Annotated in this window: 13 protein-coding genes, 1 tRNA gene and 1 riboswitch; of the genes, 1 reads left to right on the top strand and 13 read right to left on the bottom strand. The window is 72.6% G+C overall.

What is annotated here, in order from left to right:
- Positions 1 to 133: 133 nt before the first annotated feature.
- From ACGFMP_RS22270 to ACGFMP_RS22210, 13 genes are all read right to left on the bottom strand, one after another.
- Positions 134 to 217 (bottom strand) — tRNA-Leu (locus ACGFMP_RS22270).
- A gap of 382 nt (positions 218 to 599) precedes the next feature.
- Positions 600 to 1,928, bottom strand: a complete 1,329-nt coding sequence (locus ACGFMP_RS22265; RefSeq protein ID WP_393674535.1) for a class I SAM-dependent methyltransferase — start codon at positions 1,926 to 1,928, stop codon at positions 600 to 602.
- Between the two features lie 176 nt (positions 1,929 to 2,104).
- Positions 2,105 to 3,493: an NAD(P)/FAD-dependent oxidoreductase gene (locus ACGFMP_RS22260; protein ID WP_393674534.1), complete on the bottom strand. Its 1,389-nt coding sequence runs from the start codon at positions 3,491 to 3,493 to the stop codon at positions 2,105 to 2,107.
- Between the two features lie 294 nt (positions 3,494 to 3,787).
- Positions 3,788 to 4,765: an exopolyphosphatase gene (locus tag ACGFMP_RS22255; protein WP_393674532.1), complete on the bottom strand. Its 978-nt coding sequence runs from the start codon at positions 4,763 to 4,765 to the stop codon at positions 3,788 to 3,790.
- Positions 4,762 to 5,400 (bottom strand): DUF501 domain-containing protein, encoded by a 639-nt coding sequence (locus tag ACGFMP_RS22250; RefSeq protein WP_393674531.1) that lies wholly within the window; start codon positions 5,398 to 5,400, stop codon positions 4,762 to 4,764. The genes ACGFMP_RS22255 and ACGFMP_RS22250 overlap by 4 nt, the downstream gene beginning before the upstream one ends.
- 128 nt (positions 5,401 to 5,528) lie before the next feature.
- On the bottom strand, positions 5,529 to 6,047 hold the full coding sequence (locus ACGFMP_RS22245) for a septum formation initiator family protein (RefSeq protein ID WP_393674530.1): 519 nt from the start codon (positions 6,045 to 6,047) through the stop codon (positions 5,529 to 5,531).
- Positions 6,048 to 6,223: 176 nt separating this feature from the next.
- A complete protein-coding gene (gene eno / locus ACGFMP_RS22240) occupies positions 6,224 to 7,504 on the bottom strand; it encodes a phosphopyruvate hydratase (protein WP_393674529.1) in 1,281 nt (426 codons plus the stop codon).
- Positions 7,505 to 7,672: 168 nt separating this feature from the next.
- Entirely contained in the window at positions 7,673 to 8,347 is a 675-nt protein-coding gene (locus ACGFMP_RS22235) for a transglycosylase family protein (protein ID WP_393674528.1), read from the bottom strand.
- Between the two features lie 3 nt (positions 8,348 to 8,350).
- Positions 8,351 to 8,574, bottom strand: a riboswitch (cyclic di-AMP (ydaO/yuaA leader).
- Between the two features lie 312 nt (positions 8,575 to 8,886).
- On the bottom strand, positions 8,887 to 9,921 hold the full coding sequence (locus tag ACGFMP_RS22230) for a transglycosylase family protein (RefSeq protein ID WP_393674527.1): 1,035 nt from the start codon (positions 9,919 to 9,921) through the stop codon (positions 8,887 to 8,889).
- 194 nt (positions 9,922 to 10,115) lie between these two features.
- On the bottom strand, positions 10,116 to 11,417 hold the full coding sequence (locus tag ACGFMP_RS22225; protein WP_393674526.1) for a cytochrome P450: 1,302 nt from the start codon (positions 11,415 to 11,417) through the stop codon (positions 10,116 to 10,118).
- Positions 11,418 to 11,440: 23 nt separating this feature from the next.
- Positions 11,441 to 12,508 (bottom strand): nucleoside triphosphate pyrophosphohydrolase, encoded by a 1,068-nt coding sequence (locus ACGFMP_RS22220; RefSeq protein WP_393674525.1) that lies wholly within the window; start codon positions 12,506 to 12,508, stop codon positions 11,441 to 11,443.
- A 34-nt stretch (positions 12,509 to 12,542) separates the two neighbouring features.
- Positions 12,543 to 13,196 (bottom strand): SurA N-terminal domain-containing protein, encoded by a 654-nt coding sequence (locus ACGFMP_RS22215; RefSeq protein WP_393674524.1) that lies wholly within the window; start codon positions 13,194 to 13,196, stop codon positions 12,543 to 12,545.
- A gap of 164 nt (positions 13,197 to 13,360) precedes the next feature.
- Entirely contained in the window at positions 13,361 to 14,101 is a 741-nt protein-coding gene (locus ACGFMP_RS22210) for an HNH endonuclease family protein (protein ID WP_393674523.1), read from the bottom strand.
- Positions 14,102 to 14,564: 463 nt separating this feature from the next.
- On the opposite strand from ACGFMP_RS22210, the gene ACGFMP_RS22205 reads away from it, so the two are divergent.
- A complete protein-coding gene (locus ACGFMP_RS22205; RefSeq protein ID WP_393674651.1) occupies positions 14,565 to 16,031 on the top strand; it encodes a DUF2079 domain-containing protein in 1,467 nt (488 codons plus the stop codon).
- Positions 16,032 to 16,044: the final 13 nt, after the last annotated feature.

Raw genomic sequence — 16,044 nt, 5'->3', positions numbered from 1 at the left:
TTCGTCATGCGGCGCCGCGGGGGGCGCGGTGCGGGAAGACCGGAGCTCCACGGTGTGCCCGCGTCACCCGGCGTCCACGGGCGCTTTCGCGCCCTTTCCGCCCTTCTCGCTGACAAACCACCCTGGGGGTAAGTGCCCGGAGCCGGACTTGAACCGGCACGCCCACGACGGGGCAGCGAGGTTTAAGCTCGCCGTGTCTGCGTTCCACCATCCGGGCCGGCGGGGCGCAGAGAAAAGCGTATCGGGGACGGCGGATCCGAACAGGGCGCCTCAGTTGTCATGTTGTCTTATTTTAGGGGGCGCTGACGCCATGTCAGTGCCCTCCGCGCACGACCGGGCTGCCCAGACCGTCGACCCCACAGGCACAGTTGCTCCACACAAGTGACGCGAAATCGCTCCCGCAACCGGCACAAACACGCCAACACCCCCCGGGTATGGCGCGTCCGCCACCCGTCCGGGATACATGCGCGGGACCTGGCTGCCGCCGGCACCGCCGGCGGCACGGGACCTGGCACCCCGGGATCGGCAGCGCGTCGGACACCCGGCCGCCGGACCGGGGCCGCGCCCGCGGCCCGGCGGCGATACAGCGGCTCCCGGGATCAGGACAGCCAGCCGCCGCGGGTCGGCGGCATGTCCGACGCGCCGCCCGCGTCCGTGCGTACCGCGAGCACCTGGTTGACGCCGATCCGGTTGCGTTCGAAGGACAGCGCGGAGGCCGCCATGTAGAGCTGCCAGACCCTGGCCCTGCCGACCGAGGTCGCGCGGGCGGCCTCGTCCCAGTGCGCCTCCAGGTTGTTCACCCAGGCCCGCAGGGTGCGCGCGTAGTGCTCGCGCAGCGCCTCGACGTCCCGCACCTCGAAGCCGGCGTCCTCCAGCCGGGCGACGGTCAGGCCGACCGGGGCGAGTTCGCCGTCGGGGAAGACGTAGCGGTCGATGAACTCGTCGACGCGGTAGGCCTCCTCGTCGCGCCACGGCCGGCGCGCGATCTGGTGGTTGAGCAGCCGGCCGCCGGGCCGCAGCAGGGCGTACAGCGTGCGGGCGTACTCCAGATAGCGGTCGGTGCCGACGTGCTCGGCCATGCCGATGGAGGAGATCGCGTCGTAAGGGCCGTCGGCGACGTCGCGGTAGTCCTGCACCCTGATGTCGATCCGGCTGGTCAGGCCGGCCTCCGCCACCCGCTTGCGGGCGAAGGCGGCCTGCTCGACGGACAGGGTGATCCCGGTGGCGCGGACACCGTAGTGCTCGGCTGCGTGCAGCACCATCGAGCCCCAGCCGCAGCCGACGTCCAGCAGCCGCTGCCCCTCACGCAGGCTCAGCTTGCGGCAGACCAGGTCGAGCTTGGCGTACTGCGCTTCTTCCAGGGTGGTGTCCTGCTCGGGCCACACGGCGCACGAGTACACCATGCTCGGGCCGAGCAGTAGCGCGTAGAAGTCGTTGCCCACGTCGTAGTGGTGGGCGATGGCCGCCTGGTCGCGGCGCTTGGTGTGGGCGATGCCGGTGCGCCGGCGCACTTCCTCAGGCGGCGGCGCGGGCGGCAGTCCAGGACCCGCCAGCGCCAGGGCCTCCCGTGCGAGGCGGTAGCTGCCGGGGTCGCGCACCAGGCCCGCGAGCCGTCGGGCGTTCCGTACCGCGGCGCCCCCGGCGACCGGATCCGGCTCGCCCCGCTCCCAGAGCAGCCCCGACAGGCGGTCGAGCGCCAGGTAGAGGTCGCCGTCCACCGCCAGGTCACCGGCCACCCAGCTGCGGACCAGGCCCAGTTCACCGGGGCGCCACAGCAGCCTGCGCAGGGCGCGGCGCCGCCGGAAGACCAGGACGGGCCCGCCGGGCGGCCCGGCCTCACTGCCGTCCCAGGCGCGCACGCGTAGCGGGAACGGTCTGGAGAGGGCGTGTTCGGCGAGTTCGAAGATGCGATGAGCCGCGTCAGCCATGCTTCCGAGCGTACGACTGAAAATCGCCGTTGACCCGCAAATCTACGTTGCGGATACACGCACTTCGCCCGGACGGCGGTTGCACGCCGGTCCCTGAACGCCGTAAGGGCGCCCGCACCACGGATGGCGGGCGCCCTCACGGCGTCGTGCACGGGGCGGCGGTGCCGCCCGTCGGGTCAGGCCGCGCCGGCCTTCTCGGTCTCGGCGACCTTCGGCTGCTGTGCCGCGGCGGGAGCCGGAATCGCCGGGCGGGCCGCCTCGTAGAACTCCTCGCGGGGGTTCTCGATGGCGCCGAGCGAGACGACCTCGCGCTTGAGGAACATCCCGAGGGTCCAGTCGGCGAAGACCCGGATCTTGCGGTTCCAGGTCGGCACCGCCATGCCGTGGTAGCCGCGGTGCATGTACCAGGCGAGCCGGCCCTTGACCTTGATCCTGGCCTTGCCGACCACGATCATCGCGACGCCCTTGTGCAGCCCGAGCCCGGCGACCGCACCCTTGTTGGCGTGCTTGTACTCCTGCTGCGGGAAGCCGCGCAGCCCGGAGATCACGTTGTCGCCGAGGACCTTGGCCTGGCGCAGCGCGTGCTGGGCGTTCGGCGGGCACCAGGCGCCCTCGCCGGCGGCGAGGTCGGGGATCTGGGCGTTGTCGCCCGCGGCCCAGATGTAGTCGGTGCCGCGCACCTGGAGCGAGGGGGCGGTGTCCACGTGGCCGCGCGGGCCGAGCGGAAGGCCGAACTTCGCCAGTGCCGGGTTGGGCTTGACGCCGGCCGTCCACACGATGGTGGAGGCGTCGACCTCCAGGCCGTTGGCGAGCACGACGTGCTTGTCGACGCAGGACTTCATCGAGGTGCTGAGGTAGACCTCGATACCGCGCTCCTGCAGGTGCTCAAGGCCCCACTTGCCGAGCTGCGGACCGACCTCGGGGAGGATCTTGTCGGCGGCGTCGACCAGGATGAAGCGCATGTCCTCGCGCTTCACGTTCGGGTAGTACTTCGACGCGTCGCGCGCCATGTCCTCGACCTCGCCGATGGTCTCCGCACCCGCGAAGCCACCGCCGACGAAGACGAAGGTCAGCGCCTTGCGGCGGATGTCCTCGTCGGTCGTGGAGTCGGCCTTGTCCAGCTGCTCGAGCACGTGGTTGCGCAGGCCGATCGCCTCCTCGACACCCTTCATGCCGATGCCGTTCTCGGCCAGGCCGGGGATCGGGAAGGTCCGGGAGACCGCGCCGAGCGCCATCACCAGGTAGTCGAAGGGAAGCTGGTAGGACTCGCCGACCAGCGGCTCGACCGTGGCGACCTTGCGGTCCTGGTCGATGTCGACGACCCGCCCGGTCAGCACCTCGGCCCCGGGCAGCACGCGCCGCAGCGGGACGACGACGTGACGCGGGGAGATGCTGCCTGCTGCCGTCTCGGGAAGGAAGGGCTGGTACGTCATGTACGAGCGCGGGTCGACGACCGTGACGGTCGCCTCGCCGTACCGCATCTTCTTCATGATGCGACGCGCCGCGTACAGGCCGACGTAACCGCCGCCTACTACGAGGATCCGTGGACGCTCCGTGGTGCTCATGCTTCGAGTATCCAGCACCCTCAGGGGGGTACCTCGTGAGCCCCTTCACAAGGGTGTGGACACCCTGTGCTACCCTGCGCGGTTTCGCGACCAGGCATGACGTGGTCCGCGTCAACCGGGAGGCACCCGGTGCCATGGCACCGGGCGCTGATCAGCACGGATCGTGCGGTGTTCAACCGACTGCCGGGCGGCCGTCACACCGCCGAAACACACCGCGGCCAGGGATTCCCGGGGTTCCTGGGGCTCACGCCTTGGAAAATTGGGCCGCAGAGCGGGAACTTCATGTGAAGAGTTTCACAAAGCTTTTCGCCCGGGCCCGCCGGCCGCGGCGAGCGCGATGCCGTCGAGGATGTCGTGCTCGCTCACCACGACCTCCTGCGCCCCGGTGCGCTCCATGATCCGGAGCAGGATCAGGGCGCCAGCGCCGATCACGTCGACCCGCCCCTCGTGCATGACCGCGATGGCCGCGCGCTCGGCGTGGGTGGCCGCGAGCAGCCGCTCGGTGACCGCCCTGACCTGGGGCAGGCCGATCCTGGCGTGGTGGATCGCCACGGGGTCGTACGCGGGCAGGTCCAGCGCCACGGCGGCGACGGTGGTGACCGAGCCGGCCAGGCCGACGAGCGTACGGGCGCGGTCCATCGGCACGGTTTCCGACGCCTGGGCGAGGGCCGCGTCGATGTCGGCGGTCATCGCGGCGACGATCTCCGGCGTCGGCGGGTCCACCGGCCGCCCGTCGCGCACGATGTGACGCTCCGTCATCCTCACGCAGCCGATGTCGACCGACCTCGCGGCCGTCACCGCGTCGGAGCCGAGCACGAACTCGGTCGACCCGCCGCCGATGTCGACCACCAGATAGGGCGTCAGCAGACCGTGCCCACCGGTCAGTTCACCGGTGGCCCCGGCGAAGGACAGCGCCGCCTCCTGGTCGCCGGTGATCACCACCGGCTCGACGCCCAGCAGGTCCACGACGCCCCGGACGAAGTCGTCCCTGTTCTCCGCGTCGCGCGAGGCCGAGGTGGCGACGAAGCGGATCCGCTCGGCGGGCACCCCGAACTGCCGGATCACCTCGGCGTATTCACGGCAGGCGGCGAAGGTGCGCTCGAGCGCCTCGGGCGCCAGCCGCCCGGTGCGGTCGACGCCCTGGCCGAGCCGGACGATCCGCATCCGCCGGTCGAGGTCCTTCATCGCCCCGGTCGCCGGGTCGACGTCGGCGACCAGCAGCCTGATCGAGTTGGTGCCGCAGTCGACGGCGGCGACGCGGGTGGTCGTCATGAGGTCTCCTCGCTCGTACCGGTCGGACGGGGGTCCCCGGTGTCCCCCGCTTGCTCGGTGCTCACAGCCGGCCCGGGGCCGTCCGGGTGCCCGCCGGCTCCGGCCGGCTCCCCCGCGGCCTGCCGGAGCGGGACGCACGGGCCCTTGGCCCACCAGTCAGGCAGCATCGCCAGCGCCTCGTCGCCGAGCGGGTTGACGCCGGGGCCCGCGGCGAGCGCGTGGCCGACCAGCACATGGAGGCACTTCACCCGGTCCGGCATGCCGCCCGCGCTGGGGAAGCCCTCGAGCACCTCGATGGCGTCGCGGCGGGCGATGTAGTCCTCGTGGGCGGCGCGGTAGGCGGTGGCGAGGTCGGTGTCCTCGGCAAGCCGCGCGGTCATCTCCTTCATCACCCCTTCGGCCTCCAGCGTGCCGATCGCGGAGGCAGCCCGCGGACAGGTCAGGTAGTAGACCGTCGGGAAGGGGGTGCCGTCCTCCAGCCGCGGCTGGGTCTCGACCACGTCGGGATTGCCGCACGGGCAGCGGTGCGCGACCGCGCGCAGGCCGCGCGGCGGGCGGCCGAGCTGCGCCCTGACGGCGGCGGCGTCCGCCGCGGTGGCGGGGGCGGGGGCGGGACTGTGCTGGGAGGGATTCATCTGCCGTTCTGTGTCTCTCGGGCCGTCGCCGGCGGGCTCCGGGGTCGCTGGGGTGGTGGCGGCATCCGCCGGGGTCGGCGCGGCTGCCGGATCCGCGGCGGCCCGCCTGGGCTGCCGCGGGCCGGGCGTCAGTGCTGCGGCGGACCCGCGGCGTCGGCGTGGTCCACGCCGTCCCACAGGTTCGTGTACCAGGGGCGGTGGGCGGCCGCCGCCTGCCCGCCGCCGTCACCGGGACTGCCCGAGCTCTTGTGCCGGGGGTCGGAGGTGGCGGTGGGCGCCGGATTCGCCACGGAGTAGCCGTCCTCACCCGGCATCACGTAGTGCAGCTGCTCGCGTGCCTGGGTCCGCACGTACTCCGGGTCCTGCCAGCGGGCCTTCTGCTCGCGCAGCTGCTCGACCTTCTGCCGTGCCTGCTGCGCCTCCCGGCGCTGGTCGGCGATGTCGGAGCGCTGCGCGATGTACTGCCGCATCGGGTAGGCGAGGGCGATCACCAGGGCGCACAGCACCAGCGCGAGCAGCGCGGCCCGCCCGGTGAGCCTGTTGCGGCGGGCCGGACGCCGGGCGGCGGCGGCGCGGTAGACCCGCGCGTGCGCCTCCTGCCCGATGGCCTTGAGCCTGGCCGCGGTGGAGAACCGGTCGGATCCCACGCCGTAGCTCCCCTCGTACGTCCCGCAGGACGCCCGTCCTGCGGGACCGAACATACTGCCAGGCCTGCCCGTACGCCGGTACGTCCCCGCCCACGGTACGGGACCGGGTACGGGGACGTACGGACGCCAGGTGCCTCCCCCGCGGCGTCAGCCGCGCCGCGCGGGGCCGTACCGTGTCAGCCCTTGAAGCGCGGGAAGGCACTGCGGCCGGCGTAGACCGCGGCGTCGTCGAGGATCTCCTCGATACGCAGCAGCTGGTTGTACTTCGCGACGCGCTCGGAGCGGGCCGGGGCGCCGGTCTTGATCTGGCCGCAGTTGGTGGCGACGGCCAGGTCGGCGATGGTGACGTCCTCGGTCTCGCCCGAGCGGTGCGACATCATGCACTTGTAGCCGCTGCGCTGCGCCAGCTCGACGGCGTCCAGGGTCTCGGTCAGCGAGCCGATCTGGTTGACCTTCACCAGCAGCGCGTTGGCCGTGGCGTTGTCGATGCCCTTCTGCAGGCGCTCGGGGTTGGTGACGAACAGGTCGTCGCCGACGATCTGCACCTTGCTGCCGAGCTTGTCGGTGAGGACCTTCCAGCCGGACCAGTCGTCCTCGAACAGCGGGTCCTCGATCGAGACCAGCGGGTAGGCCGAGACCAGCTCCTCGTAGTACTCGGTCATCTCCGCGGCCGAGCGCTGCTTGCCCTCGAACTCGTACTTGCCGTCCTTGTAGAACTCGGAGGCGGCGACGTCCAGGGCGAGCGCGATGTCCTGGCCGGGGGTGTAGCCGGCCTGCTTGATCGCCTCGATGATCAGGTCGAGCGCGTCACGGTTGGAGCCGAGATTCGGCGCGAAACCGCCCTCGTCGCCCAGACCCGTGGACAGGCCGCGGGTCTTCAGCACGCCCTTGAGGGTGTGGTAGACCTCGGCGCCCCAGCGCAGCGCCTCGGAGAAGGACTCCGCGCCGATCGGCGCGATCATGAACTCCTGGATGTCGACGTTGGAGTCCGCGTGCGACCCGCCGTTGAGGATGTTCATCATCGGGACCGGCAGCACATGGGCGTTCGGGCCGCCGAGGTAGCGGAAGAGCGGCAGGTCGGACGCCTCGGAGGCGGCGTGCGCGACGGCCAGCGACACGCCGAGGATGGCGTTGGCGCCGAGCGAGGACTTGTCGGGGGTGGCGTCCAGGTCGAACATCGCCTGGTCGATCAGCCGCTGCTCGGTGGCGTCGTAGCCGACGAGCTCGGGGCCGATCTGCTCGATCACGGCGAGGACGGCCTTCTCGACGCCCTTGCCCTGATAGCGGTTCTTGTCGCCGTCGCGGAGTTCGAGGGCCTCGAAGGCACCGGTGGATGCGCCGGACGGTACTGCGGCCCGGCCCGTGCTGCCGTCATCGAGGCCGACCTCGACCTCGACGGTGGGGTTGCCTCGCGAGTCGAGGATTTCCCGGGCTACGACGACGTCGATGGACGGCACGTTGTCTCCTTCAGATGATGTCTTCTCGTCTTTTCCGGGACGAGCCTAACCGCCTCGGGCGCCCGCGCCGGTCCCCGGCCCGGCCCCTGAGACGGAAAACCGGCCGGGCACGCGGCGCCCCGGAGGCGAGCCGCGTACCCGGCCGGTCGGTGAGGTTCAGCCGGACGGTCAGCCGAGGTGCAGCTGCTGGCCCGGGTAGATCAGGTCGGCGTCCTTGACGCTGTCCTTGTTGAGCTCGAAGAGCTTGTGCCAGCCGCCGGCCACGTGGTGGCTCTTGGCGATGCCGGACAGGCTGTCGCCGGACACGACGGTGTAGTCACCCTTGTGGCCGGAGTGCCGCCGCCAGTCCGAAGCGGTGTGCTTGGCGGGCTTGGCGGTGCTCTTGGCGGGGGTGCTCTTCGCCGGGGTGCTCTTCGCCGGGGTGGCGGCCTTGGCCGGCGTGGAGGACGACGAGCCGCCGGGGTTGATGTCGGGCGACGGGCCGCCCGCGGTCAGGCCGCCGGCCGACGCGCAGGACCAGGCGCCGGGGCCCTGGATGGCGAGCAGCTTCTCTGCGGCCGCGATCTGCTGGTCCTTGGTGGCCAGGTCGGCGCGGGGGGCGTACTGCAGGCCGCCGGCCGCTTCCCAGCTGGACTGCGAGAACTGCAGGCCGCCGTAGTAGCCGTTGCCGGTGTTGATCGACCAGTTGCCACCGGACTCGCACTGCGCGACGGCGTCCCAGGTGGCCACGGAAGCGGCCGAGGATGACGTGGCGCCGATCAGCGGCACGGCGATGGCGGTGCCGGCGACACCGGCGAATGTGGCGAATCGGACCATCTTCGAGGCACGACGGTGCTTACCCATGTTTGTGTCCCTCACCGACGCCTACGAGGTCAGCTGTCGGGTTCGGGCGTGAGTTGCCCGGCCTGCACCCCCGTTCGACCTTCGAACGCGGATGCGCGGCTTCACCCCGAGCCGGACCGGTGGCGGCAGGCGTCGCAGCGCAGTGCTGTCCGTGCTGCGCGGCTTGCTGCCTCTGGTCCGGCGGAAGACCGTGGGTCCCCCGCTCCTGCCTGCGGCGCTTTCGCGTCGACTGTTCCCGTGGGCGCGGCGGCAGGACTCGGCGTTCCGCTCCGACGGGGCCCGCTGTGGCGAGCGGTTAGACGTTAAGCACACCGGACCCCGTTGAACAAACACTCGCGTTTCGGGCGCCAACTGCCGCGCGTCATTCGCCGACTGGACGAAGCCGCAGGTCGGAAGGCCGGATTTGAGCAGCGAGCGAGCAGCCGGTCACAGGTTTGGAGAGAGGCTTGTCACATCATCGTGTGACCCGGAAATACCCTACGTCCGTTTTGTCACCGGGCTTGCGCGGTACGGCTGTTCGGCCTTCCGGCGGTCGCGGCTCAGCCGAGACTGAGGATCTGTCCGGGTTTGATGAGGTTTGGATTGTCGCCGATCAGCTGGTGGTTGACGTCGTAGAGCCGGTGCCAGCCACCCGCGACGTCATGGTCGGCCGCGATCCCGGACAGCGAGTCACCCGCGCCGACCTTGTAGGCACCCGATGCCGTATCGGCGCTCGTGTCCGTATTGCCGGTGTTGCCAGTGTCGTTGGCATCCGGGGTGTTCGCGGTGAGCCCGGTGGTTTCGGTACGTGTCGCCCGGTCCGCCGCGGCCAGCGCCTCGTCGGAGGGGCTGTACGGCCGCGCGTGGCGGCCGCTGCCCTCGGTGGGGGTACCCGGGGCCGTGGGGTCGGCCGGGGCGGCGGGAGGGGCGCTCTGGACGGGGGTGCCGGGGTCGGTGGGGGCCGGGGTCGCCGTGCTCGTGCCGGAACCCGTCCCGGTGCCCGCGGTGGTGCCGGTGCCCGTGGCGGGGGTGGTCGGCGTGCCGGCGGCGGGCGGCGCGGTGGTCGTGCCGCCGGTGTCGGCGGGCGTGGACGGCGCCGCGGGGTCGGTCGGGGTGGCCGATGGCGTCCCGGTGTCCGCCGATGTGCCGGGGTCGGCCGCGGTGGGCTCCGGTGTGGCGGTGCCGCCCGGGTCCACATCCGGCTTCCCGGTGTCCTTCAGCAGTCCCGTGCCCTGCTCGCAGCCGGGCCAGGCGTCGGGGCCGAGGTCCGCGAGGATCTTCTCGGCCACGGCTATCTGCTGCGACCGGGAGGCCAGGTCGGGCCGCGGGGCGTACACCGTGCCGCCGTACTGGCTCCAGGTGTCCTGGGTGATGGCGAGGCCGCCGTAGAAGCCGTTGTGGGTGTCGGCGCTCCACAGGCCGCCGGTCTCGCACACGGCGACCTTGTCCCAGGTGCCGGCGTCCGCGGCGTGCGCGGCTCCCGCGCCCGCTCCCAGCAAGGGCAGCGCGAGTCCCGCGCCGGTCGCCGCGACCGTCACCATGGCCGCGGGGGCCTGGCGGGGGCGTCGGTGCCTGCCGTTCCCTGACGAGAGCATGAGGTCGCCTTTCTTCACAGCCTTACGCGCCCGCGCGGCCCGCCGTCGAACGGCAATTGCCGCGCACCGTGGGGACCGGCGCGTCCCGCGAGCCGTGCGTGCCTCGCGTTGACCGCAGAACGTAGCGGTGTTGACCAGGCGATCACAAGTCGATGTAGCGCTCATCACGTCGCGGTCACGGACCTGACGGTCAATCAGTTTCCCTGTGCGGCCGAAGGAGTGAAGGCCACGGGCAGTGTCCGCAGTCCACGCATGATCAGGCCGCCGCGCCGGCGCAGGTCGGCGGGATCCGCGGCGAGCCGCAGGTCCGGCAGCCGGGTGAGCAGCGTCGTGAGCGCGGTCCTGGCCTCCAGACGGGCCAGCGGCGCACCGAGGCAGTAGTGGATGCCGTGCCCGTACCCGAGATGCGGATTGTCGGCCCGCGCGAGGTTTACGGTGTCGGGCGCGGAGAAACGCGCGGGATCGCGGTCCGCGGCCGCGAGTACCACCAGGACCGGGTCGCCGGCCGCGACACGCTGCCCGCCGACGGTCAGCGCGGTCGTCGCGTAGCGCCAGGTGGCCAGCTCCACCGGCCCGTCGTGGCGGAGCAGTTCCTCGACCGCGGTCTCCAGCAGCGCGGTCTCGCCGCGGGCCAGCGACGACTGGAGCTCGGCCCGCGGACCCGGGTGCGTCAGCAGGGTGTGCATCCCGTTGCCGATCAGGTTGACCGTCGTCTCGAAGCCGGCGAAGAGCAGGATGAAGGCCATCGCGGCGGCCTCGTTCTCCGTCAGATGCTCCCCGTGGTCGCTGGCCCTGATCAGACCGGAGATCAGGTCGTCCTGCGCTCCGCCGTCCGCGGCCGGGTCCGCACTCGCGCCCGTGCCCGTGCCGAGCTCCGCGCGCTTGCGGTGGATCAACTCCACCAGATACGCGCGCATCCGCTTGACCGAACGCGCCACACCGCCGCGCGGACCGCCGCCGTGCCGGATCATCATCCCGGCCCAGTCCCTGAAGTCGTCCTGGTCCTCCGGCGGCACCCCCAGCAGGTCGCAGATCGCGTAAATGGGCAGCGGGAAGGCGAACTCATGGATCAGGTCCGCCTCGCCGCGCTCCGCGAAACCGTCCACGAAACGGTCCGTCAACTGCTGGACCCGCGGGCCGAAGCCGGCCACCCGGCGGGGGGTGAACGCCTTCGACACCAGGCGGCGCAGCCGGGTGTGGTCGGGCGGATCGATGTTCAGCAGATGCGTCATCAGGTCCGCGCTCCGCTCCCCCGGGATGCCGGTCTTGCCCCGCGCGCCGGGCGACCCCGCGTGGTGCACCGGATTCTTGCTCAGCCGCGGGTCCGCCAGCGCCTCGCGCGCGTCCGCGTACCGGGTGACCAGCCAGGCCTCCACGCCGCTCGGCAGCGTCGTGCGGTGCACCGGGGAGTGCTCGCGCAGCCAGGCGTAGGCCGGGTAGGGGTCGGTCGCGAACTCCCAGGTGAACAGCTCGGGCATGGCGGCGGGCTCGGTCATCCCCCGACCGTACGTGAAGCGGCCTACCGCTCCGACTCGTCCTGCCCCGCCGGCCCTGCCCCACCGTCGGCGCCGGTCTCCGCCCCGGTCCGCGCTCCGGTCTCCGCTGCGCGTACGGCCGCCCGGTAGCGGCGGGCCGCGTGCCGCAGCGCCGCCTCCGGGTCGACGCCCGCCGCCTGCGCGGCGGCGGCCTCGGCCAGCAGGTGGTCGCCCAGGGCGGTCTCGTCGTCGTAGGCCGGGGCCCGCGGGCCGGCCGGCAGCGGCAGCCCCGCCTCCCTCGCCCGTCCTGCGAGCTTGGCCGCCAGCGCCAGCGCGGGCGACGCGAGCGGGATGCCGTCGGTGACCGAGTCGCGGGCCTTCTCCACGCCCTTGAGCCGTATCCAGTTGGCCCGCACCTGCTCGGGCGTCTCGGCGACCTCGTCACCGAAGATGTGCGGGTGCCGGTGGACCAGCTTGGCGACTAGGCCCGCGGCCACGTCGTCGATGCCGAACGGCGCCTCCGGGTCGTCCTCGGCGATCACGGCGTGGAAGACCACCTGGAGCAGGACGTCGCCCAGCTCCTCGCGCACCGCCTCCCGGTCGCCCTCCTCGATCGCCTCGACCAGCTCGTACATCTCCTCGATGCCGTACTTCGCCAGGTCCTCGTGGGTGCGCAGGCTGCTCCAGGGGCACTCGGCCCTGATCCGCTCCATCACCTGGACCAGGTCGAGCAGCCGGGCGCCCGGCAGGTCGTACGACCCGGGCAGCAGCTCCAGGTCGGGCATCGCGACCCGCCCCGAGCCGCCGAGCCTGGCCAGCTCGTCGGTGACGGCCCGGTCGCCCTCACCGCCCGCGGGCAGATACACCACGGTGCGGCCGCCGGCCGCCGCCTCGGCCAGCTCCCGGCCGGTGGGCGCGGCCGTTTCGACCGCCACGCCCGCCTCGCGCAGGAAGGGCAGCTGCGGGTGGTCGGGGTCCGCGCACAGGACCCGGTCGGCGGCGCGCAGCGTCTGCCACGCCGGCCAGGACAGCTGGCCCGGCGCGACGCGGTGGCTGGTGGTGAGCAGGATCAGCCGGCCGGGGCCGCCCGCGGAATCGTCGACGTCGTTCACACCTCGAACGTACCGCGGGCCTCGGACAACCGCGTCACGCCGCCGGCGCCACCGCGCTCGACGTCCTGTCGACCACCCACGGGTCGGTGGCGTCGCCGATGATCGCCTTCTTCGAGTCCCAGGCGCCGTACCGCGGGTTGATCTTCACGCCCAGGTCGCGCGCCGTCTTGGAGATGGCGCTCACGACCGCGGTCTGCCCGCCGTCGCTGCCCGGCTGGAAGCCCAGGCTCACGATCAGCTTGCCGACCAGAGCGTTCGTGCGGAAGAAGCCCTCCGCCCCGGCCGGCACGATGTCGTACTGCTGGAGCAGCGTGGCGTCGAGCGCCTCCTTGCTCCCGCCGAACTGCTGGAGCGCCGCGTCGTACTGCTGCTGCACCTCGCCGTCGCTGACCGTCACCCCGGCGTCGGCGGCGGCCCGTTCGATGACGGTGTTCTGCACCAGCATGCTCAGCGTCTGGGTCGACAGCTTGCCGCCCGCGGAGACCATCTGGGCGGCCTGCGGGGAGGCGGCCTGCGCCGCCCGCACCTCGTTGACCTTGCTCTGCAGCGTCGACACGGTGATCTTCTGATCGCCGACCACGGCCGCGGCGCCCGGTTGCGCCGGTCCCGACCCGCACGCGGTGAGAGCGGGCGATGCCAGCAGCAGCGCGGCTGCGGCGATCGAGACGGCGGTGCGGCGGCGGACCATGGGTGCCTCCCGGCAGGGAACAAGCCTCACGATGCTGATGTGATGATCGAGCACGAGGATATTGATCCCGGGGCGCCGATATCCAGCACTACGGCCAACAGGATCCGCACAGCCGCCGCCCGGACACGCGTCAGGAGTCGCGCCACGGCCCGCCGGAAGCCGGGTCAGCCGGTCGGCAGCGGCTCGTCGGGGCAGCCCTTGAGCACCTTGTTCATCGCGTCGCGCTCCGCCGAGGTCACCCACACGCCGTACTTCTTCTTCACCGCCACCTGCCGCGCCACGTAGGCGCAGCGGAAGCCGGTGTTGGGCGGCAGCCAGGTGGCGGTGTCACCGTCGCTCTTGCGGCGGTTGGTGGACGAGTCGACTGCCAGCAGGTTGAGCGGGTCGTTGGCGAAATCCGTCCGCTTGTCGTCGGACCACTGCTGGGCGCCCTTCTGCCAGGCGTCGGACAGGGCGACCGCGTGGTCGATGTCCACCTTGCTCGCCCCGCGCTTGTAGGTGATGTGCGTGCCGGTGTAGGGGTCGGAGAGGGTGCCCGAGGTGACGATGCACTTCTTGGCGCCGTCGCGGAAAGTCGTCTGGCGCAGGTCGCGCTTGAGTATGTCGTCGCGCGTGTCGCAGTGGTTGTGGTCGGTGTCCGACCACGCGGGGCCGAAGCGCTCGCGCGAGTAACCGGTCTTCGGCGCCCGGCCCTTGACCGTCAGCCCGCCGACCGCCGCCAGCGCGCTGCCCTTGCCGGCGTGGCCGCCCGGGGCACCGGCTCCTGGCGGCGAGGCGCTGCCCGTGGCGGCGCCTTCCGTCGGGTCCTTGCAGCCCGCCAGGGTGCCGCCCAGCGCGACGGCGAGGACCGCCGTGCAGACCAGGGTGCGGGTGGCCCCGGGGTGGGTGTGCGACGTCTGCGCCATCTTCGCCTCTCAAGGGTCGGCCGGAGGTTCCGGGACCGGGTGGGGGACAGGTCGACCCGGACCGGGTGCGGCGGCCGGGATGACGAGCGGAAAAACAGTTCGTCAACTGCCTTCCCCCACCGGCGGAGACTACGGCTCCCGGAAGGCGCCTCCTGCCGCCGGCTGCGGCGACCGGATCAACGTCGGCGTGCCGCGGTCGGACCGGCCCCGGTCATCGTCAAGCTGGGAACACCCCGAACCGGGGCGAAACGGGCGAGCTGCGAAGCATGGCCGGGCGGCCGACGCGAAGGGAGACCCGCGCATGGACGGCGACAGGGACAGGGCGGAGGCCGTACTGCCGGCCCAGGAGCCGGGCCCGCGGGACGGCGCCGCGACCCCGCGGTGGACCGCCGCGTCCGTCGCCGGGGCCCCGGCGACCGCGGTGGACGCGGGTGGGGCGGCGGACGCGGGTGGCGCGACGGACATGGCGGTCGCGGCGATCGCAGAGGAGGGGAAGGGCGCACCGGCCTCGGCGACCGCGGCCCGGCGGTGGCGGTGGCGGCTGCCGGCCCGCCTCGACCCGTGGCTGCTCTCCGCGGCCTTCCTCGCCCTCTACTGCGCGCTCTCGCTCTCCCGCTACCGCCGCCTCGACACGATGTCGTGGGACCTGGGCATCTTCGAGCAGGCCGTACGCGGCTACGCCCACCTGCGCGCGCCCGTCGCCGACCTCAAGGGACCGGGCTTCAACGTGCTCGGCGACCACTTCAGCCCGATCACCGCGCTCATCGCTCCCTTCTACCGCTTCTTCCCGACCCCGGTGACCCTGCTGGTGGCCCAGGCGCTGCTGTTCGCGCTCTCGGTGGTGCCGGTGGCGCGCACCGCCGCGCAACTGCTCGACCGCGGCCGGGGACTGGCGGTCGGCGCCGCCTACGGGCTGTCCTGGGGGGTGCAGCGGGCGGTCGACTTCGACTTCCACGAAATCGCCTTCGCGGTGCCGCTGGTCGCCTTCTCGCTGGCGGCGGTCCTGCGGCGGCGCTGGCGGACGGCGCTGGCCTGGGCGGTACCGCTGGTGCTGGTCAAGGAGGACATGGGCGCCGCGGTCGTGATGATCGGTGCCGTGGTCTGGCTGCGGGCCGGCCACGCCACGGTGCGCGGCCCCAAGGGCGGCGGCCGGGTGCGCGCCTGGGCGCTCGGCCTCGCCGTCTTCGGGGCCGTCGCGTCGGCCTGGGAGGTCGGCTGGCTCATCCCCGCCTTCCACGGCCCCGGCTACGACGCGCTCAACCACATCAACGGCGACGGCGCGCTCTCCGGCCATGTCCCGCCGGTCACCGCGCTGCGCACGCTGCTGTGGATCCTGCTGCCTGCCGGCGCGCTGCTCGCGCTGCGCTCGCCGCTGCTGCTGGTCGTGCTGCCGACGCTCGGCTGGCGTTTCGCGTCCCACTACCCGGAGAACTGGGGCACCGCCTGGCACTACAACGCCGTCCTCATGCCCGTGGTCTTCCTCGCCGCGGTGGACCGCGCCGCGGCGATCGGGGCCGCCGCACCCGGCCGGCGCCGGACACCGCAGTGGTTGCGCTCCTGTGCCCGCGCGCTGCCTGCCGTGATGCTCGGCGCCGCCCTCGCGCTGAGCACCCAGCTGCCGCTGGCCGACCTGACCCACCGGGCCGCCTACCAGGTCGACGGCCCCACCAGGGCGGCGAAGAAGGCCCTCACCCGTATCCCGGACGGCGCGACGGTGGAGGCCAACGTCGGGCCGCTGAGCCGTCTGGTGCGGCGCACCACCGTCTACTGGGTCGGGCAGACGGGCGGCCTCGCACCGGACTACCTGGCCTTCGAGAACCGCTCCCACTGGCTCCAGGACCCGGTCGGCTACGCCGTGCAACTACACCCGGGGACCCGCTACTCCACCGTCGCGGACGCCGGCGGCTACGTGGTGCTGCGCCGCGAGTGAACCGGTCCCGGCC

This window comes from Streptomyces sp. NPDC049040, from assembly GCF_043197715.1.
Taxonomy (GTDB): Bacteria; Actinomycetota; Actinomycetes; order Streptomycetales; family Streptomycetaceae; genus Actinacidiphila.
The sequence above is the reverse complement of the archived record's forward strand: the minus strand, read 5'-3'. Positions and strand labels throughout refer to the sequence as shown.